24 protein-coding genes are annotated in these 23,257 nt (G+C 42.4%); 10 read left to right on the plus strand and 14 right to left on the minus strand.

Annotated elements, in window-relative coordinates; translation table 11 throughout:
• The first annotated feature begins 26 nt into the window (after positions 1 to 26).
• Positions 27 to 428: a DUF1634 domain-containing protein gene (locus tag B4G94_RS19990; RefSeq protein WP_108636844.1), complete on the plus strand. Its 402-nt coding sequence runs from the start codon at positions 27 to 29 to the stop codon at positions 426 to 428.
• Between the two features lie 20 nt (positions 429 to 448).
• Here the strand turns inward: B4G94_RS19990 and B4G94_RS19995 are convergent, their stop codons facing one another.
• Positions 449 to 988, minus strand: coding sequence for a GNAT family N-acetyltransferase (locus tag B4G94_RS19995; RefSeq protein WP_108636843.1), 540 nt, complete (start codon positions 986 to 988; stop codon positions 449 to 451).
• Positions 989 to 1,264: 276 nt separating this feature from the next.
• On the opposite strand from B4G94_RS19995, the gene B4G94_RS20000 reads away from it, so the two are divergent.
• A complete protein-coding gene (locus B4G94_RS20000; protein ID WP_146191151.1) occupies positions 1,265 to 1,852 on the plus strand; it encodes a Crp/Fnr family transcriptional regulator in 588 nt (195 codons plus the stop codon).
• Positions 1,853 to 1,959: 107 nt separating this feature from the next.
• Positions 1,960 to 2,553 carry a YceI family protein gene (locus B4G94_RS20005; RefSeq protein WP_165309005.1) on the plus strand — a complete coding sequence of 198 codons (594 nt, stop codon included), beginning with the start codon at positions 1,960 to 1,962 and terminating at the stop codon, positions 2,551 to 2,553.
• Between the two features lie 129 nt (positions 2,554 to 2,682).
• Here the strand turns inward: B4G94_RS20005 and B4G94_RS20010 are convergent, their stop codons facing one another.
• From B4G94_RS20010 to B4G94_RS20025, 4 genes are all read right to left on the minus strand, one after another.
• The gene (locus B4G94_RS20010; protein ID WP_165309006.1) at positions 2,683 to 3,468 is read right to left on the minus strand and encodes an SDR family oxidoreductase; all 786 of its coding nucleotides are present in this window, start codon (positions 3,466 to 3,468) and stop codon (positions 2,683 to 2,685) included.
• Positions 3,469 to 3,550: 82 nt separating this feature from the next.
• Positions 3,551 to 5,206, minus strand: coding sequence for an ABC1 kinase family protein (locus tag B4G94_RS20015; protein WP_286861388.1), 1,656 nt, complete (start codon positions 5,204 to 5,206; stop codon positions 3,551 to 3,553).
• Between the two features lie 115 nt (positions 5,207 to 5,321).
• Positions 5,322 to 5,963, minus strand: a complete 642-nt coding sequence (locus B4G94_RS20020) for a hypothetical protein (protein ID WP_165309008.1) — start codon at positions 5,961 to 5,963, stop codon at positions 5,322 to 5,324.
• Positions 5,953 to 6,456 carry an RNA polymerase sigma factor gene (locus tag B4G94_RS20025; RefSeq protein ID WP_108636837.1) on the minus strand — a complete coding sequence of 168 codons (504 nt, stop codon included), beginning with the start codon at positions 6,454 to 6,456 and terminating at the stop codon, positions 5,953 to 5,955. The genes B4G94_RS20020 and B4G94_RS20025 overlap by 11 nt, the downstream gene beginning before the upstream one ends.
• Positions 6,457 to 6,573: 117 nt before the next feature.
• On the opposite strand from B4G94_RS20025, the gene B4G94_RS20030 reads away from it, so the two are divergent.
• Entirely contained in the window at positions 6,574 to 7,011 is a 438-nt protein-coding gene (locus B4G94_RS20030) for an acyl-CoA thioesterase (RefSeq protein WP_286861392.1), read from the plus strand.
• A gap of 113 nt (positions 7,012 to 7,124) precedes the next feature.
• On the opposite strand, the gene B4G94_RS20035 is transcribed toward B4G94_RS20030, so the two are convergent.
• From B4G94_RS20035 to B4G94_RS20045, 3 genes are all read right to left on the minus strand, one after another.
• Entirely contained in the window at positions 7,125 to 7,568 is a 444-nt protein-coding gene (locus B4G94_RS20035; RefSeq protein WP_121126728.1) for an Hsp20/alpha crystallin family protein, read from the minus strand.
• A gap of 280 nt (positions 7,569 to 7,848) precedes the next feature.
• Positions 7,849 to 8,574 (minus strand): AAA family ATPase, encoded by a 726-nt coding sequence (locus B4G94_RS20040; RefSeq protein ID WP_165309011.1) that lies wholly within the window; start codon positions 8,572 to 8,574, stop codon positions 7,849 to 7,851.
• An 80-nt stretch (positions 8,575 to 8,654) separates the two neighbouring features.
• Positions 8,655 to 9,023 carry a dihydroneopterin aldolase gene (locus tag B4G94_RS20045; RefSeq protein WP_286861396.1) on the minus strand — a complete coding sequence of 123 codons (369 nt, stop codon included), beginning with the start codon at positions 9,021 to 9,023 and terminating at the stop codon, positions 8,655 to 8,657.
• A 183-nt stretch (positions 9,024 to 9,206) separates the two neighbouring features.
• On the opposite strand from B4G94_RS20045, the gene B4G94_RS20050 reads away from it, so the two are divergent.
• Both B4G94_RS20050 and B4G94_RS20055 read left to right on the plus strand, forming a co-directional pair.
• Positions 9,207 to 9,935 (plus strand): 3-keto-disaccharide hydrolase, encoded by a 729-nt coding sequence (locus B4G94_RS20050; RefSeq protein WP_286861398.1) that lies wholly within the window; start codon positions 9,207 to 9,209, stop codon positions 9,933 to 9,935.
• A 157-nt stretch (positions 9,936 to 10,092) separates the two neighbouring features.
• Positions 10,093 to 12,270 carry a S9 family peptidase gene (locus B4G94_RS20055; protein ID WP_286861401.1) on the plus strand — a complete coding sequence of 726 codons (2,178 nt, stop codon included), beginning with the start codon at positions 10,093 to 10,095 and terminating at the stop codon, positions 12,268 to 12,270.
• Between the two features lie 98 nt (positions 12,271 to 12,368).
• Here the strand turns inward: B4G94_RS20055 and B4G94_RS20060 are convergent, their stop codons facing one another.
• The 3 genes from B4G94_RS20060 to asnB form a co-directional block, all read right to left on the minus strand.
• The gene (locus tag B4G94_RS20060) at positions 12,369 to 12,581 is read right to left on the minus strand and encodes a hypothetical protein (protein ID WP_286861404.1); all 213 of its coding nucleotides are present in this window, start codon (positions 12,579 to 12,581) and stop codon (positions 12,369 to 12,371) included.
• 17 nt (positions 12,582 to 12,598) lie between these two features.
• Positions 12,599 to 14,164 (minus strand): M20/M25/M40 family metallo-hydrolase, encoded by a 1,566-nt coding sequence (locus B4G94_RS20065; protein ID WP_286861406.1) that lies wholly within the window; start codon positions 14,162 to 14,164, stop codon positions 12,599 to 12,601.
• 230 nt (positions 14,165 to 14,394) lie between these two features.
• Positions 14,395 to 16,083 carry an asparagine synthase B gene (asnB, locus tag B4G94_RS20070; protein ID WP_108636831.1) on the minus strand — a complete coding sequence of 563 codons (1,689 nt, stop codon included), beginning with the start codon at positions 16,081 to 16,083 and terminating at the stop codon, positions 14,395 to 14,397.
• Positions 16,084 to 16,321: 238 nt separating this feature from the next.
• On the opposite strand from asnB, the gene B4G94_RS20075 reads away from it, so the two are divergent.
• Together B4G94_RS20075 and B4G94_RS20080 are read left to right on the plus strand one after the other, a co-directional pair.
• Positions 16,322 to 16,897 carry a Crp/Fnr family transcriptional regulator gene (locus B4G94_RS20075; protein ID WP_286861409.1) on the plus strand — a complete coding sequence of 192 codons (576 nt, stop codon included), beginning with the start codon at positions 16,322 to 16,324 and terminating at the stop codon, positions 16,895 to 16,897.
• A gap of 166 nt (positions 16,898 to 17,063) precedes the next feature.
• Positions 17,064 to 17,525, plus strand: a complete 462-nt coding sequence (locus B4G94_RS20080) for a VOC family protein (RefSeq protein ID WP_286861412.1) — start codon at positions 17,064 to 17,066, stop codon at positions 17,523 to 17,525.
• Between the two features lie 131 nt (positions 17,526 to 17,656).
• On the opposite strand, the gene B4G94_RS20085 is transcribed toward B4G94_RS20080, so the two are convergent.
• From B4G94_RS20085 to B4G94_RS20095, 3 genes are all read right to left on the minus strand, one after another.
• On the minus strand, positions 17,657 to 17,992 hold the full coding sequence (locus B4G94_RS20085) for a HopJ type III effector protein (protein ID WP_165309017.1): 336 nt from the start codon (positions 17,990 to 17,992) through the stop codon (positions 17,657 to 17,659).
• A gap of 38 nt (positions 17,993 to 18,030) precedes the next feature.
• Complete coding sequence (locus B4G94_RS20090) at positions 18,031 to 19,869, minus strand: UbiD family decarboxylase (protein WP_286861416.1); 1,839 nt, start codon at positions 19,867 to 19,869, stop codon at positions 18,031 to 18,033.
• 167 nt (positions 19,870 to 20,036) lie between these two features.
• On the minus strand, positions 20,037 to 20,906 hold the full coding sequence (locus B4G94_RS20095; RefSeq protein ID WP_108636826.1) for an NAD(P)-dependent oxidoreductase: 870 nt from the start codon (positions 20,904 to 20,906) through the stop codon (positions 20,037 to 20,039).
• 446 nt (positions 20,907 to 21,352) lie between these two features.
• On the opposite strand from B4G94_RS20095, the gene B4G94_RS20100 reads away from it, so the two are divergent.
• Positions 21,353 to 22,627, plus strand: a complete 1,275-nt coding sequence (locus B4G94_RS20100; RefSeq protein ID WP_108636825.1) for a deoxyribodipyrimidine photo-lyase — start codon at positions 21,353 to 21,355, stop codon at positions 22,625 to 22,627.
• A gap of 181 nt (positions 22,628 to 22,808) precedes the next feature.
• Positions 22,809 to 23,257 (plus strand): 2-oxoglutarate dehydrogenase E1 subunit family protein (locus B4G94_RS20105; RefSeq protein ID WP_414711829.1); only part of this gene is annotated, 449 nt, incomplete at its 3' end.

Genomic DNA, 23,257 nt, shown 5'->3' on the forward strand with positions numbered 1-23,257 from the left:
AAACATTTAAAAATAATTATTTGCAGATGAAACAGGTATTTTCAAAAAACTATTGGGGTGATAAGGATATCTCACTTTTGGTGGGACAAATTTTACGCATAGGCGTTATCCTGGCCTCCTCCATCCTGGTGATCGGTGGTATCTGGTATCTGGTAGTCCATGGACAGGATTCAGTACCCAACTACAGAGACTTTATCGGTGAGGGAAAATCCAATACCACCATCCATGGGATTATCGTTGGGGTATTCAACAAAAATATTCCCCAAATTATACAACTTGGGGTTTTGCTCTTGATCTGTACACCTATTGTACGGGTAATAGGCTCCCTCTTCGGTTTTATTATTGAAAAAGATAAGCTCTATATCATCATTACATTGATTGTATTGACCGTTATTATCGGCAGTATATTGAGCGGAGTCAAGGGATAATTCAGCTAAGCAACAGCTGTTTATCGCTTGGCTCTGAGCCATGTGGACTTATCCAGGGCATATTCAAAATTCTTTCGTTCGGGCTCGTTGACATAAGACACCATTTTCTCGGCCACCTTGCTCGCACCCAAACGTTCTACCGCTTTTTGTGAACGGTAATTTTCGGCTCCTACGTGCAAATAAATCCTATCCACAAAATTAAAGGCAAAGTCAAACATCATTTCCTTGACCAAAGGATTTATTCCTGCTCCCCAATAGGCTCTCGCATAAAAGGTAAAACCAACGAAAATAGACTTTTCAGCTTCATTCAAACCATAATACCGGGTGCTTCCTATGCATTGCCCGGTTGTTTTATCTAAAATAAGATAAGCTGCTTTACTCTCCAGGGCCGCATCAAAAAAAGCACGAAAGACATCCTCCTTCCAGCGGTCTTTATTAGGATGTTGTTCCCATATCAAAGGATCTTTCGCCACTTGATACAGGACATCAAAATCGACCGGGTCAATCAATTTTAATACGACCTTATCATTTTCAAGTTTATTCGGTGCTACAAACTTCATTAGAACATGTTTAACGTTGGACTTCTACCAAAATTTAAAATTTCAATAAAAGATACCAATTATTGATGAAACCAAGTTGAATTACGTTTTCTTTATTCAAATATTACACCAAAATGTCCAAATTACTAGATACCTGAACCATCATATTGTTCATATCCAGCAAATACCGCTATTCTTTCACCCAAAGTTTCGTCGCTAGGTTATTTTGCTTTAAAATTGGCTGAAATCAACCAGCCTATTAAATTAGCAAAGCAAAATTTTGTATTTTGCACCCTAATGGAACAATTCAAGGAATTTGTAAAAAAGCGTATCAATGTCAGCGAAGAAGAATTAGATGATATTGTATCGCGTTATCATGTCAGAAAAATCAAGAAAAAGGAATACTTTTTAAGGGCCGGTGAAATCTGTCACTATGAAGCCTATGTCCTCAGTGGTCTGTTTAAATCATTCTATGTCACAGCCGACGGTATCGAACATATCCTACAATTTGCCATTGAAGACTGGTGGGTTGGTGATATTGCCAGTTTCAATTATCAGGAACCGGCCCTGCAGAATATTCAGGCCCTAGAAGATTCGGTTGTACTTACCTTATCAAAAACAGATAAAGATAAATTGTACGAAGACCATCCGATCTATGAGAAGCTTTCCAGAATTATGGCCCAACGGGCACAAATCGCCTCCCAGCACCGCATCATATCAAGCATAGGTTTTACAGCCCAGGAACGCTACTTGGATTTTATCAAAAGGTATCCTAAAATATATCCACGGATATCAAATATGCAACTGGCCTCCTATCTCGGGGTCACACAAGAGTTTTTAAGCCGTTTAAAAAGACAAATTTTAAAGCCCAATCGAAATTCTTGACCTACATCAATTTTTTCTATTTAAGATTATCTCACCTTTGCAAAAGCTTGTTCAAACAAACATTTTGAACAATTAAACGTTTGATAAATAAACAAATAGAAAACAACATGAATAGATTTTTCCAATTTCTGGCAGTAGCAGTGTTAATGGTTAATGTTGCTGTAGCACAAGTAAAATGGTCGGCAGACCCCGGGCACACCAATGCACGATTTGATGTCAAACACCTTGGCATCAGTTTCGTTGACGGTCAGTTTACCAAAGTGGAGGGAACAGTTGAAACTGCAACCGCAACAAGTTTCAACAATGCAAAAGTAAATTTCTCCATTGATGTCAATAGCATTGATACGCGCATTGAAGCACGTGACAATCACTTAAAAACGGATGATTTCTTTGCCGCAGAGAAATTTCCAAAAATGACGTTAAAATCAATTACCTTCAAAAATGCCAAGGTGAAAGGTAAATACATCATGGTAGCAGATCTGACCATCCGTGATGTAACGAAGCAAGTAACTTTCGATGTCACCCAAAATGGTGGAGTCATTACCGATCCTTGGGGGAAAACACGTGCAGGCTTTACAGCAAAAGCTAAAATTAACCGTCATGATTTTGGTATAAAATACAACGACAAATTACCTTCGGGTGTAGAAGCTGTTGCTTCTGATGTCGACATTATTGTCAATACGGAGTTGGTATTGAACTAAGCAAAGATTATTAAATCACACAGACTAACGAAAAGTGGCTACTCAAGATTTTGGATAGCCACTTTTTTTTAAAGCTTACAGCTTACTTAGTCAAAAGCTCCCCGTTCCCGGGCGAATTTCTTTTTTACCTTACAAGCCTTTTAACATGCCGCCGTCGAGGGGAATATTGGTCCCCGTGAGATAATTGGCGTACTCCGAGCAAATAAAGGCAACCAGGTAACCATATTCCTCGGGCTTGCCCAGGCGTGCGGCCGGCACTTGTTTTAAACGTAACTGTAGCGCTTCCTCATACGATATACCTAACCGCTGTGCATCCATATTGGTCAACGATTGAATCCTTTCGGTATCGAATAACCCTGTTAAAATACTATTGACTGTTACGCCATCTTTTGCGACATCATCCGAAAGCGATTTGCTCCAGCTGATCAATGCGGTACGGATGGTATTGGACAAAACCAGATTGGATACAGGTTCCTTCACTGTAGAGGACGATACATTGATCACCCGTCCATATCGATTTGCCAACATATAGGGCAATGCGCAGGAAGTCGTATAGCAATGATTCTGGAACAAAAGTTCAAAGGCATGCTGGTAGTCCGCCAGGTTTTTCTGGTCGATCGTCCCCGCCTGTGGCCCATTGGAATTATTGACCAGAATATCCACTTTATTTGACTGAAAATAGTCATCTATTTTTACCTTATAGGCTTCGTGATCATTGTAGTCGACCAGGATATATTGGTGCCGCTGCCCTTTTGAGGTATCCAGGCTTTCCAACGTATGCTTCAATTTCTCTTCACTGCGTGATGCCAAGGTAACCGAAGCGCCACAGGATGCCAGCACTCGGGCTATGCCCGCGCCGATACCGGTAGAACTGGCACCGATCAGGGCCTTTTTTCCAATTAGATTGATTTCCATTATATGTGTTGTGCTATTAGATTATCCGAGATTACTCATTGCATAAATCATTCAAAAAAATAGGCTAATGCCAGCAAGCCATTTAATCATTATCCTTCGCCCTGATCATGGCGATAAACAAATATACGGCAAAGATCCACGCTGACCCCAGACATATCCAGGCAAAAACAGGAATCCCCAGCCATTGAGGTTCAATACGTGCGACAATAACCATTCCACCCAATAAGTTGAGAGACATAAACATAATACCGATCACAATCCGGTTTACCCCTTTGCGGAGAATGGCATTGAACGAGCGAGCGCTGATCAAGCGATGGTTAAGCGTAAAATTCCCGGTACGAAAAAGGCGCACCAGAGCGCGCATGTCTTCCGGAAGCTTTTCCACATCCCGTGCGAAAGATTCGATCTTATGCTTTCCTTTCTTGAAAATAGCTTCGGGCGAAAGCCGCTCCATCATAATCCGACGTGCAAAAGGCTTAATACTTTCCATGATATTCAGATCAGGATAAAGCTGACGGCCGATGCCTTCCATCAGTGAGATGCCGCGCATCAGCTGATAGATATATTCTGGGAAATACAAACGATTATCACCGATGATTTTCCAGAGTTTATTGAACAGCAGATCGAGACTAAGATCACCCAGGGAAACATTATCGATCATGTCGAATATTTCGTACAGGGAACGCTCAAATTGATTTCGGTCAGGGATATGGCTCACGACAGCCACGTCTTCAATAACGTCGGCGAGTCGCACTGCATCTTCGGAAATTGCAGACTGAATAAACTCTTCGAGCTGCCGTCGGTCAATTCCGAGCAATTTCCCCATGTTGCCAAAGTCGAGAAAGGCAATACGGCCATCAGCCATTACCATCATATTACCGGGGTGCGGATCACCGTGAAAGAAACCATGGATAATCACCTGTTCCAGGTAGAGGTTGATCCCATTTTTGACTAAGGTTTCCACGTCCATTCCTCGCCGTTTGATTTCAGCAACATCCGTCACTTTGAATCCGTCGAGGTATTCCATACAGAGCACGCGGTCAGTAGACAGATCAGGATAGACTTTGGGCACTTTGATTAGTTTGTTGCCTTTAAAATTCTTGGCAAAGCGTTCGATGTTATGCCGTTCAATGACCAGGGACATTTCTTCCTGCAGCGTCATTGCAAAAGATTCGACAATCAACGAAAGATTAAGATTCTCCAGGGCATCGTTGTACATGGTCAGGATCTTGGCGATATCCCGCATAAGCGCAAGATCGACGCGCATGACCTCATCTATTCCAGGCCGGCGTACTTTTAATACGACTTTTGTTCCGTCTTTTAGGGTTGCCCGATATACCTGTGCGATAGAGGCTGCGGCAAAAGGTTCGGTATCGATGCTCTGAAACTGCGCTGTAACGTCTAATCCCAGTTCCTCAGCAAGGTATTCCCGGATGCTGACTTCAAAGGGTGGCACATTGTCTTCCAAACGTTTGAGTTCCTCGACCAGGTCTTTTGGGAGCAGCCCTTCCCGTGTGGAAGCAGACTGCCCTAACTTAATAAAGGCAGGCCCAAGCTCCTCCAAAGCCATTCGGATACGTGTGTATACACTAATCTTGTCAACATCAATATTACGTTCTAAGCTCGCTCTTGACCCTTTCCAGGGCAGCCGGGCAATAGCATCCTTGAAACCATATTTTGCCAATATGCTTAATATCTGGGAACTTCGCTGTAACTTCTTGGTCGGATTGTACATCATGGACAAGGATTTTCGAAAACAAGATACGGAACAAAAACCTTACCTTTTTCGCTTTACGGTTTGCTGAAAGTAAAAATTCACTTACTCCAGCAGGTTTCGGCCGTCCAAAAACAAGCTATTCAGCTTCCATCTGATCCAAATTTTCTTTGATCTGTTTAACGTAATCCCCGTAATAGACACGGATCATAATTTCAGTAATCACTACAATAATTACGATAGAAATAATTGCAGACAAGATGATCCATAAAATAAAGTTAGGATCCTGCTGTAAAGTTTCCTTGAAGTGATACAATTTTTCAAACCAGGCGACTGCCCTATTTTGGCCAATCATAATGAGGTAGAGAAATAAGCCCTGGGGAATCATGACATAGGCGACAATACGATAGGTCTCTACGGCATATTTGAGATCATAATACAGTTTGAGAAGGTGCTCCCTTGATGCGAGCAGATCAATTTGTTTGGCACTTTTGATCAGATAATAAAACCGACGATAGTAAAGCAGGCTTGACAGGGAGATCTGCACAATAAAAAAGTAATAGGCAAAAGCCGCATATCCGGAGATTTTATAGATAGGAAGCATAGGTACGGCAATCAGGAAAAACATGCAGACTACCCAAGAAATAAATTCACGTTTGATATTACGTCTTAGTTTGGCCATGATATTGCCGACTTCCTTATAATGTTTAAGATTTGGATTTTGCAAATCCTCATCCATGGGCTGTTCTTGCCAAGATTTTTTTAATTCATCAAAATTCATAATTGTATTTTTTAATGATTTGTTGAATCCGCTCTTTGGTACGATTTAATTTAACCCGCGCATTCACTTCAGATATCCCTAAATACGCGGCTATTTCGCGGTGGCTCTGACCTTCCAGAAATAAAAAGATCAATGCTTTTTCCACCGCGTTTAATTCATGTACTGCCTGATAGAATATTTTTAGCTGCTCATCTTTATCCGGATTATAGGACTCTTCCGCAAAATCATGACGTTCCTCGAGGCTATCGTAAATCTGCTGCTTCTTCTCTTTCTTTAAAAATACCATCGCGGTATTTAGTGCGACACGGTACATCCAGGTCGAAAACTTACTTTGATTCTTAAACGAGGCGTAAGACTTCCAGAGCTGATATACAATTTCCTGATAAAGATCCTGCCGCCCCTCATGGTCATCCATATACATACGGCTCACCTTGACGATAATTCCTTTATTTTCGTCAATCAATCGAAGAAATTCTGTTTCCGAATGAGCCAATGGTAATTTTTTTTAGATCTTTTCAGCTAATAAGTATAGCAAACAAACAAAGTGTTACAGCTTAATTTAAAAATATGTAAATTGTTCATAAAAAGGAGGCAAATCAGGATAATAATTATGGAAAATATATTTTACGAAGGCCAGGTCATCTGGGCGCAAATCGATGCCAATAGACACATGCGCCATTCTGCTTATGCGGATATCTGTGCACAGGCACGGAGCAATATGTTAAACAAAATGGGCTTTTCGCTGGATAAGTTCGCCGAGTTTCAGATCGGACCGATTCTATTCAGGGAAGAGCTGATCTACTCCAAGGAAGTACATCTCGACGAGTATGTACAGGTAAAGGTCGAATTAACCAAATACAGTAAGATAAACAGCCGATTTTCTTTTGTACATCAGGTCTACCGCAAGGATGGAGCGCTGTGTTGTACGGTCAACGTTGACGGCGCCTGGCTTGATTTAAAACGACGAAAGCTGACCAAACTGCCCGAAGAAATGGAGCCCTATCTGGCCAAAGTGCCACGCGCCACAGGATACGAAGAAATTGGATAAAAAAATCCCCCGGAATCTAAATGGATGCCGGGGGATTAAAACATAAACTAAACCTAAAAACTATCTTATGAAACATCCGTCAACCCTAAGTCAGACGATGCCCGTTATATAAACTATTTTACTTCGATCAAACGCTTTGCAATGATCGCGTCTTCTTTCTTACCGACAGTTAAGATCAATATTCCACCTTCGTACGCTGCTTCAATATTGCTGTAGTCAACAGTTTCGGGTAAAGTAAATGATCTTGAAAACGAACTATAATTGAATTCTTTTTTGCTGTACAATTTTTCCTCACTTGTTTGTTCGTCTTTTTTCTCTGCTGAAATCGTGATCAAATTTTTATCCACATTGATTTTAAAATCTGACTTATCCAATCCCGGAGCGGCCATTTCAATCTTAAATGATTTTTCAGATTCCGAGATATTTACTGCAGGAACACGTGATACCAAACGATCTGAGATAAAATTGTCGTTGAACAGATTGTCAAATACGGTATTCACAAATGGGTTTACTGCATCGGTGTTTAAACTTTTTGTAGGGAATTTAATTAATGCCATTTTTTGTCCTCCTAATTTTTTTATTTTTTGTTAAGCTTTATTTTCTAACTCTTTTGTAGGGAATATTCAATTCACGTACCAGTCGCAAAACAAAGACAAAATGTCATTCAATCACAGAAACAAAAGACATATTGACACATCAAGATTTAAAACAGCTTTAAAATTGAACGATTTTGTCATTGGTACGGGCCGATGTCCCATTATCCGTTATAGCATTAACGTCACAGTAGGCAAACTGTTTTCAGAAGAATTTAATTTGACAAAACATCAAAATAGGGCTTTAGCTTTCCTGTCCCTGCTTTTCTCCATGTTCCAGCGCCGCAATCAGTAAAAATTTGACGGCGTTATAGGTATAATCTTTTGCTTCGGCATAAGAAATTCCATAGACGCGTGATACCAGGGCATCATATTGCGGAAAAGGCGAAAACAACTTATCGTAATAAGCATCCAACTGTACCTGAGTCGGCAATTCAAAAGCCAGGCGAAGCTGGAATCGTCGGATAATCGCCGTGTCCAGTATTTCGGGATGATTGGTTGCCGCAATCAATACTGCTTCAGCTGGAAAATAGTCGATCAGCTGGATAATCGTATTCACGAGGCGTCGCATCTCACCCACATCTTTTTCTTCACTGATGCGTGCTTTCCCGATCTGGTCAAACTCATCCAGAAACAGCACCGCTTTTTCACGACCTGCCTTATCAAAGACCTGTTTGATATGCTGTGAAGTTTCACCGATACGGGAGGAGATCAGATTGCTTAAATTCAATACATAGATGGGCTTCTCGAGTGCTGTCGCCAGCGCTTTTGCTGTTGTTGTTTTTCCACAGCCAGAATAACCGTGCAATAGAATCTTATTGCTTACAGGTAGGCCATATTCCGAAAGTTCGCGGATATAACGATGTTCCTTGATCAGCTGCAGAAGCTTCTGCCGGCTATCAGCTGCTAAAAAAACATCTGCTAGTGCTATCTTTTCCTTATCGGCTATAACAAGATCGTAAATATTCATTTAATCAGTTTAATACTTTAATACAATGGGTCTGCAAAATTAAGCAAGCATTCCGGGCTTCCGCTGGTCCAGTTTGAAAATTAATCTTTCAGGTATTTAAGACTGACCTCCGAAAAGGACAGATCTCCGCCGAAAGGTGGGTTTGATTTACGAATAACAACCACGATTGTTTCGGCATGTGATACGGCCGTTCTAATCTGCTCCAGAATCTCTGCCGCGGCAGATTCCAGCAATTTCCGTCGGGGCTGCATCACCTTTGCCGTAATCTGGTACAGCTCTTCGTAGTTTAAAGTATTGCGCAAATCCTCTGTTTCCGTGTTATCAAAAGGAAAACAGACATCAATGGACACAAAAAATTCATTACCGAGAATCTGCTCTTCTTCGTAATAGCCAATTGGCGCATAAAATCGCGCCTCTTTCAGGGATACTGTCTGTAAAATGGTTGCCATGCACAAACCTAAGCAAATTGTTCCAAATCAAAAAAACAATGGTCTCCGCGAATTCCATGATGTCCAGCTCATGCAAACAGCCTCAATACGCCAACATAAGCTGCGGGATACGCGCTATTCTGAAATTATAATTGTATATAAAAACAAATTTTCCTAAGTTTAAATACAACAAAAACCCAACAGATGAACTTTTCTTTACCTTCGGCACTAACGATGGCGATCCTATGCGGCGCCAGCGCAGTCTATGCCCAGACAAATATGAAAGCTAGCGACACAGAATATTATAGTCCTGTCCCGCCTACGGTAACGCTTGACAAAGGAATCCCGAGTGATGCCATCGTACTTTTTGACGGCAAGGATCTGAGCAAATGGAAGAGCGAAAAGGGGAAAGCAAATTGGACCGTAGCCAATAATACGCTTGAAGTAAAACCCGGAAGCGGAAATATAGAGACCACCGAGCATTTCACCGACTTTCAGCTCCATATTGAGTGGAAAAGTCCGGAAATGATCAAAGGTGAAGGCCAGGGTCGGGGCAATAGCGGTATATTCTTGCAGGGCCTCTATGAAATCCAGGTCCTCGACAACAACAACAATCCAACCTATGTCAATGGCGGCGCCGGGAGCCTTTACAAGCAGCGTCCACCACTAGCGCAGGTTATTGTAGCGGACAAATGGCATGTTTACGACATTATCTACAAAGCACCTCAGTTTAATAAAGACAGTCTATTGATCAGCAAAGGTACAGTTACTGTCCTTCACAACGGCGTCATTGTCCAAAACAACACCCAGATTGACGGTACAACGGAATACATCGGACTACCGAAACAGGTGAGCCATGGGCCGGGCCCTATTATCCTGCAAGATCATGGGGATCTGGTGCAGTTCAGAAACATCTGGCTCCGCAAATTATAGGCATTGGCAACAATTTCAGTTAGACAAGCAACAATTCTGTACTAGGTTTTATAGGGCTATTTACCTAATTTAGCCCTATAAAATTTAAAAGCAAATGCCATCATAGCGACAAAAAGCACTTATGATGGTACAGCATCATTAAAAATAAAATATTCTAATGAAAAGAATTGCGCTATTCTTCTTGTTGGCAAGCGCTCTAACCAGCCATGCCCAACGAAACCTTAATTTGGAAGAAACGGTATTTGGACCACGCACCTACGCACCAACATCCATTCCTGCCACTTCCTGGATCCCAAAATCAAACAGCTTCTCTTACCTCGATAAATCGTACCAAAACCTGTTCTCCAAAAGCGCGGAAAACAACTGGACTGAAACAAGCTTGCTGTCGAAAACAGAACTTGAGGCAGCTTTAAAAGCCGCAATTCCAAACGAGACATTCCATTTGCAAATGTTTCCTTATGACTACAAATGGCGTGATGGTAATTCATTGTTGCTTCAGGTAAACGGAAAGGACAAGGTATACACCGTAGCCTACAACGTCAAATCAAAAAGCATCGAAAGTTTTATCGGAAACGATAGTCAGGGAGCAAACCGTGAATTGAGCGCAGATTTTTCAAAAGTTGCCTATCTGCTCGACAACAACATTGCTATCGTTGACAAAGATGGAAAAGTGACTGCAGTTACCAGTGACAGCGACAAAGGTATCGTCAATGGCAGTGATTATACCCACCGTCAGGAGTTTGGCATAAAAAAAGGAATGTGGTGGAATGCTCAAAATGACAAACTGCTCTATTATCGCAAGAACGAGACTATGGTTGCCAACTATCCACTGCCACAATGGAGCCCTAAAGTCGCCGAGATTAAATGGACAAAATACCCCATGACAGGGCAGAAGTCAGAAGAGGTAACTTTAGTTATTTATAATACAGTGACAGGGCAAAAGGTAACACTACAAACCGGAGACCACAGTGAGCAATACCTGACCTGCGTAACCTGGGACCCTTCAGGTAAATTTATCTATGTGGGTGTACTTAACCGGGATCAAAATGACCTTAAGTTCAATAAATACAATGCCGAAAACGGCGCATTGGTCAAAACATTGTTTGAGGAAACTGCCACAACCTGGGTAGAACCGGAAAATCCGCTCACATTTTTACCTAACAAGCCAGACCAATTTCTTTACCAGTCCGACAAAGAGGGCTACAACCAGCTGTACCTCTACAATACAGAAGGAAAACTGATCAAAAAATTAGGTTATCAGGATATTGTGCTGGACAATCTATTGGATTTTTCTGCGGACGGGAACAAAGTAAGCTATATCGGTGTCACCAACAATGGCATGGACCGTCAGCTATTTGAGGTAGACCTTAAATCCGGAAAAACGGTTCAGTTGACAAACGAACCCGGTATACACCAGGCCTCGCTGAGTGATGACGGAAAATATATCTATGATCAATATAGCGATCTGAAGACGCCGAATATGATCCAGGTCAAAGCGGTCAAATCAGGCAAAGGAACGGTACTGATCAAAGCTGACAATCCGTTCAACGGAAAAATCAATAATCCAAAAATAGAATTTGTCCAGCTGACTTCGGCAGATGGCAAATACCCTTTGACCGGCCGCATTATCTATCCAAATGATTTTGATCCGGCCAAGAAATATCCGGTCATGTACTATTTGTACGGTGGCTCCCATTCCCAGCTGGTTTCCAACAAATGGCTGGGTGGTGCAGGCTACTTTGATCTCTATATGGCGCAACAGGGATACATCGTATTTACCATGGACAATCGTGGCACCAATTACCGGGGCCGGGATTTTTATACCGCTACCCATCGTAACCTTGGTCAAAATGAAATGTCCGATCAGCTAAAAGGAATTGAATTTCTGAAATCAAAATCCTTTGTCGATCAACAACGCATGGGCATCTTCGGCTGGAGCTTTGGTGGTTTTATGACAACGTCATTTATGTTGCATCATAACGACATTTTTAAAGCAGCAGTCGCCGGGGGGCCGGTGATCGACTGGAAATTTTATGAGGTTATGTACGGTGAACGCTATATGGACACCCCACAGGAAAACCCTGAAGGATATAAATTGACGTCTTTACTAAATAAAGCGGATCAACTGAAAGGACGTTTATTAATCATCCATGGCGCACAGGATCCGGTCGTTGTACAACAAAACAGCATGGAATTTCTGGAAGCATGCATTAAAGCCGGAAAACAGGTCGATTATTTCTTATACCCTACCCACGAACATAATGTAATGGGCAAGGACCGCATTCATATGTACGAGAAAATTGCCGATTATTTTAATCAGCACCTTAAAAAATAGACGAGCATATCATTAAACATAAGGCGCCTTTCTTTCCGATTGGCGCCTTTGAATAAGGATTTGGCCCGGTATTATTAGTCGATTAGAAGATACTGGTATTATTCTGCAATCCGGTTACGCAAGGGAAAGACAATAAAGAAACATAACTTATTACCATTGCCAGGAATCAGCACAATGCTGCCATTGTGCGCCTGTTGCCCTTTGGCCAACCAGGCATCGGAGCCAACGCTGATCAGACCGTAAGATAGCAGTTTCTCGCTGGCGACACGGCCGAAGACCAACCCCAAACAGCGGAAAAAGACAGACGGCACAAGTCCATTCTTCAGCATCAATTACCACTTGTTCTTTTGGATTGTAAATTTGTCGGCCAGGACATTTGTTTACCTGCCTTATCAATGGGCAGCACAATTTTGTCGCGCGACACCAAGGTCGGTTCCTCGCAGGCGAGGTAAGTCAACACCGCGACGATAATCGCATTTTGCCGAACCTCATCAAAGACAATTTTATCGTAAGTATCCCGATTGGTATGCCAGGTTAATTTTCCATAATCCCAAGAGGTGGAAGAAAGACCAAAAGCCGGAATTCCTTTTTGGACAAAAGAAGAGTGGTCACTCCCACCGGTTCCCGGCATACCCGGAAAACTCGTCTGGATTTCAGTACGAAATTCTTCGGGCAGATATTGCAACCAGCGGCCAATATATTCATAAGCTTTTTCAAAACCACTTCCAGCGATGCGCACAATACGTCCGGTTCCATTATCCTGGTTCCAAACCACCTGAATATTTTTAGCGACATCGGGATGATCTTCAACAAAAGCCGACGAGCCGTTCAACCCCTGTTCCTCGCTGCCCCAATTGCCCACCAAGATCGTTCGTTTGTTGTCGGGATACACTTTTCGTAAGATACGAACGGCTTCCATCATCGTGATGACCCCTGTTGCATTGTCGGTTGCCCCCGTAGCTCCATCCCAGGAATCCAGGTGTGCCGACAGGACCACATATTCATTTGGTTTTTCTTTTCCCTTGATCTCAGCAATGCTGTTATACGTCTTCGCCGTTCCCAGTTCCCGGGATTTTCCCTGCAAAAGTATGCGCGGCTTGACACCACGTTCAGCCATGCGATAAAGGAGGCTATAATCTTCCAAAGCGATATTAAAGACCGGAATCTGTTTGGATTTTGCATCAAAAATACGGGTAATACCGGGCAGTTCGGTCCAATAGGAATCGATTACCCCTATAGCTCCGGCAGCTTCCAGTACCAATGGCAAAGTCCGTCGCGTACTCCCCGTATAGGACATACTGAGCTCCCATTGCCTAAGCTGCTCACTTTTGAGCGCCTGATATTTTTCATAAGCTTTGGCAGAAGCCGATTCCTTCCAGTTGGCATCGGATCGACCTGAAATGGGGTTCATCCCGATCAGGACAATTTTACCTTTAACTGTCTTTAGCCAGGACTGGAAGTCAGCTTGAGAACGAAATGGCGGCATCGCCACCACCTCAGCTTCCACACCTTTTTCTTTTGTCGCCGGACTAAAAGCCAGCTGTGTTCCTTCGAGCGATTTAATCCGCGGATAAGTCATGGTCACCTGGGAGGTGCCCCTTTCCCAGGAGCGCCATTCACCGTAGGCTTCATTACGTGCATCCGCACCCAGCGCGGTATACTGCTTCACGACCCAGTCATGTGCCTGCTGCATCTGCGGACTTCCGACCAGACGTGGACCGATCATATCAACGAGTTCAAACGCATAGTTTTCGAGCTGCGAATTGACCTGAGCTTCCTGGACAATGGCAGCAACGACGGCATCCTTATTTTGCGCAAAAATAGCTGTGCTGCTCAACAGCAAAAATGCCAGTCCAAAAGACCTCAGATTTCTTTGTTTCGTATATTCTTTCATTCGTATGTTAATTCGTTCAGCATCCTGTAGGTTCGGCAGGATTGGTTTTCGGAAAATTACAAAAGATAATTCAAAAAACATACGCATAGCCCTTGTTTATGTCAAAGCAATTCTTCAGCTGCCTATGCCTTTACGAAGCAGGGATCAGACTTGGGGAATCTACAGCTCAAAAAAAATAGGGATATCCTCGGATACCCCTATTACAACATTATATGAGATTGGTTGATTAGTTACACGGCTTCGACTTTGGATTTCTCATAACTTTCCTGATGTACGGAGGCTACAGCCCTACCCGATGGATCGTTCAGGTTCTGGAATGAAGCATCCCATGCCAGTGCCTCTGGCGTGCTACAGGCGACAGACTTCACTGACGGAACGGTCTGCGCAGCTGCAGTAGACGGAAAATGCGATTCAAAGATTGTACGGTACAAAAACTCCTCCTTATTTTTTGGCGTGTTGATCGGAAAACGTTCTGCAGCGGCAGCAAATTCCTGATCTGAAACCTTGCTTTCAGCCTGTTCCTTTAAGGTATCAATCCAGCTATATCCGACCCCATCTGAAAACTGTTCCTTCTGGCGCCAAGCAATGCTTTCCGGAAGATAATCTTCAAAAGCCTTACGTACGACCCATTTCTCCATTCGACCATCACGGATCATCTTATCCGATGGATTGATACGCATGGCAATATCCATAAATTCCTTATCAAGAAAAGGAACACGCCCTTCAACACCCCATGCTGCCAGTGATTTATTGGCACGTAGACAGTCGTAGAGATACAGTTTTTTTAGCTTACGGACAGTTTCTTCGTGAAACTCCTGTGCATTTGGCGCCTTATGGAAGTACAGATAGCCCCCAAAAAGCTCATCAGAACCTTCACCGGATAGCACCATTTTAATGCCCATTGATTTAATCACACGCGCCAATAGGTACATTGGTGTTGAAGCACGCACGGTCGTGACATCATAGGTCTCCAAGTGATAGATCACGTCACGGATAGCATCCAGGCCTTCCTGAATGGTAAAGTTGATTTCATGATGGATTGTTCCGATATGATCTGCTGCTTTTTTTGCAGCGATTAAATCCGGAGCCCCTTTCAGCCCTACGGCAAAAGAATGCAATTGTGGATACCAGGCCTCTTCTTTATCGTCCGTTTCAATACGCTTGGACGCAAACTTTTTGGTCACGGCAGCAATCACCGAGGAATCAAGTCCCCCCGACAGCAATACACCATAAGGTACATCCGACATCAGCTGACGATGTACTGCATCTTCGAGGGCTTTACGCAAAACAGCAATATCCGTCTCGTTGTCTTTTACCGTATCATAAGTTTCCCAATCCCGTTGGTACCAGCGTTGTGGGGCCATACCTTCTTTGCTATATACATAATGTCCCGGAGGAAATTGTTCAATCGTTTCACAGAACCCCTCCAGTGATTTTAATTCAGAGGCCACGAACAGTTGTCCCTGTGCATCCTTTCCATAATACAACGGGATAATTCCCATGTGGTCACGGGCTACAAAAAATGAATCATCACGTGAATCATATAGGGCGAAACCAAAGATACCATTCAGCTCATCGACAAACGATGGCCCCTTGGCCAGATAAAGCGCCAATATCACCTCGGAATCACTCTGCGTTGCAAATTCATAATCCGGAAGACTATTTCTTAATTCATGGTGGTTATAGATTTCGCCATTCACAGCCAGTACTACTTTGCCATCTGGACTGTACAAAGGTTGACTACCCGATTTCGGATCAACGATAGCTAATCGCTCATGCGCCAATAAAGCCTTCTCGCCAGTGAATATACCAGACCAATCTGGACCACGGTGACGAATACGTTTCGACATTTCCAATACTTGGGATCTCAATGAGTCTGCGGGTTGCTTCAATTCAAAAGCGCCAATAATTCCACACATATTATGAAAATTTTAAATATTTCGTTTTTACATTATGTTATTGATACAAAGTAAAACAATTAAAAACTAAATTCATAATAATTTTTAAATTTTATTATATTTTTATCAACAAACATCATTCAAACAAATCAAATTAGCAACAAAACAGCTTTTTGTTTACAATAATCACACATCAAATTAACAAAGCGTTTCAAGATTTATCTTTAAATTCACTACGTAATCAAATAAACCAAGGACAATGGATCTAATAGGAACTTTTTACAGTGGCCTCGCTATCACGACGGACGAACTGAATTCCATAAAAGAGAAACACCAGGCCATTACAATAAAAAAAGGCGATTTTATCTTAAGCAAAGGGCAGGTGTCCAATGCCTATTATTTAATAGAACATGGACTTACACGGTCTTTTTTACACGACTACGAAGGCAACGAAGTCACCATCGGTTTTTGTAGTGATAATGACGTAGTGATCGAGGTCGCATCTTTTTTCCAGCGCACCCCAACCGTGGAAAATATACAGGCGCTTGCGGACACAAAGCTTTGGAAAATACGATTTGAAGATCATCAGGAATTATTTCATCGCATCCCCGAATTTAGGGAATGGGGGCGTTCATGGATGGCACAGGAACTGGTTCACAGCAAAAATAGAGCTATCGCGATGATCACCGAGCCCGCGACTAGCCGCTATCTGCACCTGATAAAAGAAAAACCCATCCTGATTCAACAGGCCCCGCTGAAACATATTGCTTCTTACCTGGGCATCACAGATACTTCGTTGAGCCGAATCCGCAAAGAAATTGTTCACGGCAATTAATGCTCTTCCCATCGACAAAAGTCTATTTTCAAATCTTGCCTTAGGGCAAGATTTTTATCGAAAGTTCCGCTTAATTTTATCTTCACTTCCGAAGATAGCCCTCCTGGTTGCTATACTATAGGAAAGAAAAATTTGAGAAAATCAATATATCCAAAAATTAGAAATCATGGCAAAATTACACGCTTATTTAAATTTCAACGGTAACTGTGAAGAAGCTTTCACATTTTACGAAAAAGTCTTTAAAACAAAAAATCCGGGGTACATGCGATATGGTGATATTCCTGCTGATCCGCAAATGCCCCCAGTTCCGGATGAAGCCAAAAACAAGATCTGTCATACCGCCATTTCAATCAATGGCGAGAGCATGCTTATGGGAGCAGACGTTATTCCTGCTTTCGGCCAGCACTATGTACAGGGCAACAATACTTATGTCATGTTGATGTGTGACAATGCTGATGAAGCCAAAACACTCCATGAAGCCCTCAGCGTCAACGCAAAAGTAGTGGAAATGCCTTTGGGTGAAACATTTTTCGCGGAGTTATACAGCTCATTCCAAGATCAGTTTGGCATCTGCTGGATGGTCTATTTCGGTGGCAGCAAAGATGAAGATTGTGAAAGTAAAGACTAAAAAAATTATGATGCGATAGATCAGCATATGGAAAAGGGGCTTCCAATTGAAGCCCCTTTCTATTTTATGGTAACAACACCATTCTGTGCGACATTGGTTTGCATTCGACTAAACCGCAAAGCTACCCGATTTTACTTAGCGCTTAGGACATCCGCATCAAAAACAACACCGTTCCAGCCATTCGCCATAAACTGTCGGATATTTTGATGCCCTTCGCCTGTTGGGTTATCCAACACATTTTGATAATGCTCGGCAAACAAAAACAAGGTGTCTGCTGCCGAAAGATCGTGGCGTTTGGCAAAATACAATACTTTTGCACTTCCCTGATTTTCCGTTGCCATATTTTTCAGGCTTCCATTTTGAAATGCCGCTGGACTATAATGATAGTTTTCTGCAATATGATCCAGAACCTCCTGAAACTGCAGCTGATTCTCTTTTGATCTGGCTAATAATTCTTCTGTTTTCATCAGATTAAATTGTCTATACTTATTTTGTTTAGTTGTCCTTAAATAATTCCGTGCAGCGAGCCCCCTTTAGCTCCCAATTGGTCAACTCGCTTCTCAACGGCCGCATCCTTGATCAGTGCCGGGGCATGATGTGGTTTGCTCCGTGCATCAATAATAATTGGCCCTTCACAGCCCCAATGTTTGAATGCAGTAAAACTCTTAATGCCATGAATATCAAATGCGGGGTTACTGCGTGTAAAGGTTGTCCAGACAAAATTATTGACTGTCTCAGCGGTAAAACCAGCATCATCGCACAATACCAACAGCGGAAAGCCTTCCCAGGCCAGCCCTTCAGCGGCACGGCACCATTCCCTGATCAGCGTAGCTTCATCCGCATAGTTCGTAAAGGCCGCACCTTCAACCGCCAATACACCCGGAATAACAAACTTCGCCCGGTTGAAAGGTCTTGGCAGATCAAAATTTGCCGGCAGTTCACGCGCAAGCACTCTTTTCTTGGTCCCTGCAGCGGCAAACACCACCTTTGACCCCGCGTTTAATCCATCACCCGAATAATCCAAGGTATCTATCGTCGTATTGGTCTGAAAATGCAGATCTCTAGTCGGATCAATGCGCTCCAGGATATGACCGAAGAATCCCGGAATATCGTGGATATCCAATTTGGGATTATCCTCATGCGCCGAGATAAAAAGATATTTGGCTAAACTCAGCTGATTTTTTCCGAGAATCTGATTGGCAATGGTTAAAATTTCCTGCGGACGGTCCACGGTCTGATAAGGTGTATAGCGCTCCGATCCGATCGCAAACAACAAGGGATGCACACCTGCCGCATCTACTGCGTTGACAGCATGCAGTCCGGAGATCTCCTGTGGAATCGCAGCCCCTGTGATTTCATGAATCAGTGCCCCGAAGCTTGTATCCTCCTGTGGCGGGCGCCCTACCACGGTAAAGGACCAGATCGGATCCTTCTTATGGTACACATTATGTACTTTCATCAGGGGAAAAGGATGGGTAAGACTGTAGTAGCCAATATGATCACCAAAAGGTCCCTCCGGTTTGTTCTCATTGGGGTATACTGTACCTGTAATAACAAAATCTGCATCTGCCGAAACGCAAAAACCTTCATGATCATAGAAATAGCGAAACCTTCTATTCCCCAATGCGCCGGCAAAGATCATTTCGGAAAGCCCCTCGGGTAGCGGCATGACCGCAGACAAAGGATGCGCCGGCGGACCGCCCACAAAGATACTGACCTTAAGTGGTATACCGAGCTCATTGGCTTTCGTTTGATGAATACCTATTCCGCGGTGCAACTGATAATGCAGTCCAATTTCCCGATCCGGAATGTAATCGTTGCCTGAAAGCTGAATCCTGTACATGCCCAGGTTGGCATGCATGATTCCCGGCTTAGTTACATCTTCGGTATACACCTGTGGCATGGTAACAAAGGCCCCACCATCCATTGGCCAATTGACAATTTGAGGAAGTTTACCAATGCTTGTTTTACCATGTAGGATCGGAGCCCCTGATTTCTTCTTCCAGGGCAAGGCGCCCAGGGCGGTCATGGATGAACCGATATATTGGAATGGCTTTTTTAAAACAGCCCCCGGGTTCATTTTGACATCTACCAATTTTTTTAGATGGTCCAATGAATCACGGAACATAAACTTAGAACGGTCCAACGTTCCAAATAGATTGGATACGGCAGGGAATTCCGACCCTTTGATATTTTCAAAATACAGTGCCGGTCCGGCCATATCAAACACCCGCATATGAATTGCAGCCATTTCAAGGTAAGGGTCGACTTCCTCTTTAATCCGGATTAAATGACCATGTTTCTCAAGATCCGCAACACATGCTGCGAGACTATTGTATCCCATATATTAAATCTGTATCAACGCGTTAATCCACAAATTTAACAGAATAAATCAGAAGTAAATAATTATTCACACCAGAAAAAACCAACTCGTGCACGATGCATCAAAGACCGTAAAATCAAAGGAAGGGATTACACCTGACTGGCACTGGATAAACAGGTATCACACAATCAGGTATCCATACTGACATAGGCTTTCAAAGGGGTGAATTCAAAGGTCTGGACTTTCTGCCAAGTCGAGTTGTCTACATTTTTTTCGTAATAAAGCACCCGTCTAAATTCATCAATATCTTCTTTATTGATATCGTTAAACCGGCTCAAGAGTAATTTAGCAAAGAATTTATTCACTCCGATCTCGCGTTTTTGTGAACTGGAAGTGGAGCTAAGAAATTGATAAAATAAGCTTCTAAATGTCACCTCTTCATGTCCGCCGAGGTAAATTACCTCAGAAATAAAATTGTTTTCCCAGGGCATTTCCCGAAGCCAGCGATAAACATCCAGCAAAGGTAAAGGATGAAATTTCAGGGAGGCCACCCAGTTCCAATAGAATATAGTCTGCTTTTTGGCCAGTTTGCCAAAGATTCGATTTAAGACACTTTCCTTTCCGATAACGCTGCTTTTGACTACAATGGTATACTGTACGCGCAAAGCCTCCAGAAGGTTGCGAACAGGATCTAAAAAATGTTCATCCATTAATCGGGCCACATAAATCACGCGATCATTGCCCGACCGCTTACAGATTTCAACAAAATTACGGAGCCCTAGCAGCTCCAGTTGAAGCTGAATATCATTATCGAGCGAAGGAACCTGTGTAAAATAAATACCGAAATTCAAGTCACTGATCTGAAAATTATCATACGCAGGTCCCTTTCGTAAAAGATCCAGCTCAAAAAGTTTTGCCGTCACCTTCTCTTTCACAATTTTATTAAAAATAGATAGGTTTCGCACCAAACCCGTAACATGAAAATCTTTCGTTTGTAAATAGCATGACGCCCGCCGTCCTAAATAGGTATTTAGCCCACTGATTAAAACCTTTTTCATCCTTATAATTATTTCTGAGCACTCGCTTTCAATGGCATAAATGAGTTGATTTTATCGGTCTATCCCATTCGAGCTGTCCAATAAATTGTGTAAGCTCCAGATGGTTTTGTTTTCCAAAATGCTGACTAACTAATATCATAATTCCCTGATTTTAGAACAGAGAAACATCAAATAAGTTTAACACTATTTTTATTTTTCTACTCGGAGACCTTGTTTTTCCTACCAAAGGGATGATCATCGGTCAGTTAAGCCATTTTCTATCACTGAATTAAAAAGCGGCAAAGACACTGTTCCGAATTTATTCCCCAACGCAATTTTGTCCCAAACCTCTTCTTTGTCCTTTTTATGTCAATTCATGCCCAAATATTTTCATAAACACAATATCCTTATATATTTGTAAATCTTCTGAAAATAGGCTGCACTAAAAAGTATTTATCTTCACCTCTATGGACAAAAGGGCTACAATGATCTGGTTTAGAAATGATTTAAGACTTCATGACAATGAAGTATTTTATCAAGCCTCTGAGAAGAGTTCTTTCATCATTCCGGTCTATTGTTTTGATCCCCGTTATTTTGAGCGCAATCGATTTGGTACGCTAAATACAGGTGTGCTGCGTGCAGCTTTCGTGATCGAAGCGGTCACGGCCCTAAAAGAGAAATTAAAAAGCCATGGTAGTGACCTGCTGACTTATATTGGCAAGCCGGAAGATATTATCCCGCGAATTGCTCAAAAATACCAGGTCAATGAAGTCTACCACCACCGGGAAGTTGCCCTTCGCGAGACTTCTATTTCCGAGAAAGTAGAAAGTGAATTATGGAGCAGCAAAATCAATCTCCGTCACTTTATAGGCCATACACTTTACCACAAAGAAGATCTCCCTTTTCCAATTAAGGATATTCCTAATGGATTTTCCATTTTTAAGAAAAAAGTAGAACGTGAAAGTTCGGTGCGCCAACCGATTCCTTTCCCGTCAAATTTCTTGACGCCACCACATCTGGAAGACACCAAGATTCCAACGCTAAAGGACCTAGGCTATTCGGACCAGCAGATTAAGTCTGTTGATGACATCTATATATTGGGCGGCGAAGACACGGCATTGAGTATTATGCATTCGGTTTTGTCCACTTATCCGGAAACAGAGCAGGATCCGGTCATATTGGGTCCCTTTATCGCTGCCGGAGCCTTATCGCCAATTCTTCTTTACAACAACATTAAGAAATTAGGAGAAGGAAAAAAAGATAAACGATTTGAGAAAATAATAGACATTTTACTTTGGCGGGATTATTTCCGTTTTATGCTCAAAAAATATCCCAATATATTTTTCAAGCCTTTGGGCACGAAAAATAGCAATGCAGTCGATATTCCATCATTAACGGTAAACGAGGATCTATTTGAGAAGTGGAAATCCGGACAGACAGATCATGACTTTATCAATAGTACCATGATACAACTCAAAAAAACAGGTTACATCCCCTACCAGGCCGGATTAATTGCAGCAAGTTACCTTGTGCATGAATATCATGTGAATTGGTTAAAGGGCGCTTCCTGGTTTGAAGAACAGCTATTGGATTATTCTCCGGCTACGTTATATGGCCAATGGTCACATGTCGCCGGTGTCGGGACGAGTGACAAGGACAATAAGGCCTTGGACTGGCAAAAACTGATCAAAACAAATTTCCCAAATGGACTTCCAAAATTGGATGAAATATTGGCTAAATAAATCTTCGGCAGAAATAAATAATTTCAAAACAAAAGAAATTTGTAAGGCACTGTAAGCCCTTTTTAAATCATGCTAAAAATGTTAAGAATTGGATAGATTTATTGATTAAATTATTCAATTTCAGTATTAGAAACTCTTTTTTTATTCATAACTTTGACAAATTTCATAGTTTTAATTGTAAATGGACAATCTGACATATTTGAGTAATGCTGATTCGGCTTATGTCGATGGCTTATATCAATCGTACAAGCAAGATCCCCAATCGGTAGATTTCGGATGGCAAAAATTCTTTGAAGGTTTTGATTTCGGTCAAAATGCTGGTGGAACGACAAGTTCAGTAGGCGAAGCTACTCCTGAGCACGTATTGAAAGAAATCAATGTGCTGAACATGATCAACGGTTACCGTGACCGCGGCCACCTCTTCACACACACCAACCCTGTTCGCGAAAGACGTAAGTACTACCCTGGGAAGGAATTGGAAACCTTTGGTCTTGCTGAAGCAGACATGAATACGGTTTTCAATGCAGGTGTCGAAGTGGGCTTAGGTCCAGCAACATTAAAAGACATCCGCCAACTGGTTGAAGACACTTATTGCCGTTCTATTGGTGCAGAATTCAAATATATCCGTAA

Origin of the sequence: Sphingobacterium sp. UBA7625 (genome assembly GCF_002484085.1) — a bacterium.
In the GTDB taxonomy this organism is placed as follows: Bacteria; Bacteroidota; Bacteroidia; order Sphingobacteriales; family Sphingobacteriaceae; genus Sphingobacterium; species Sphingobacterium athyrii.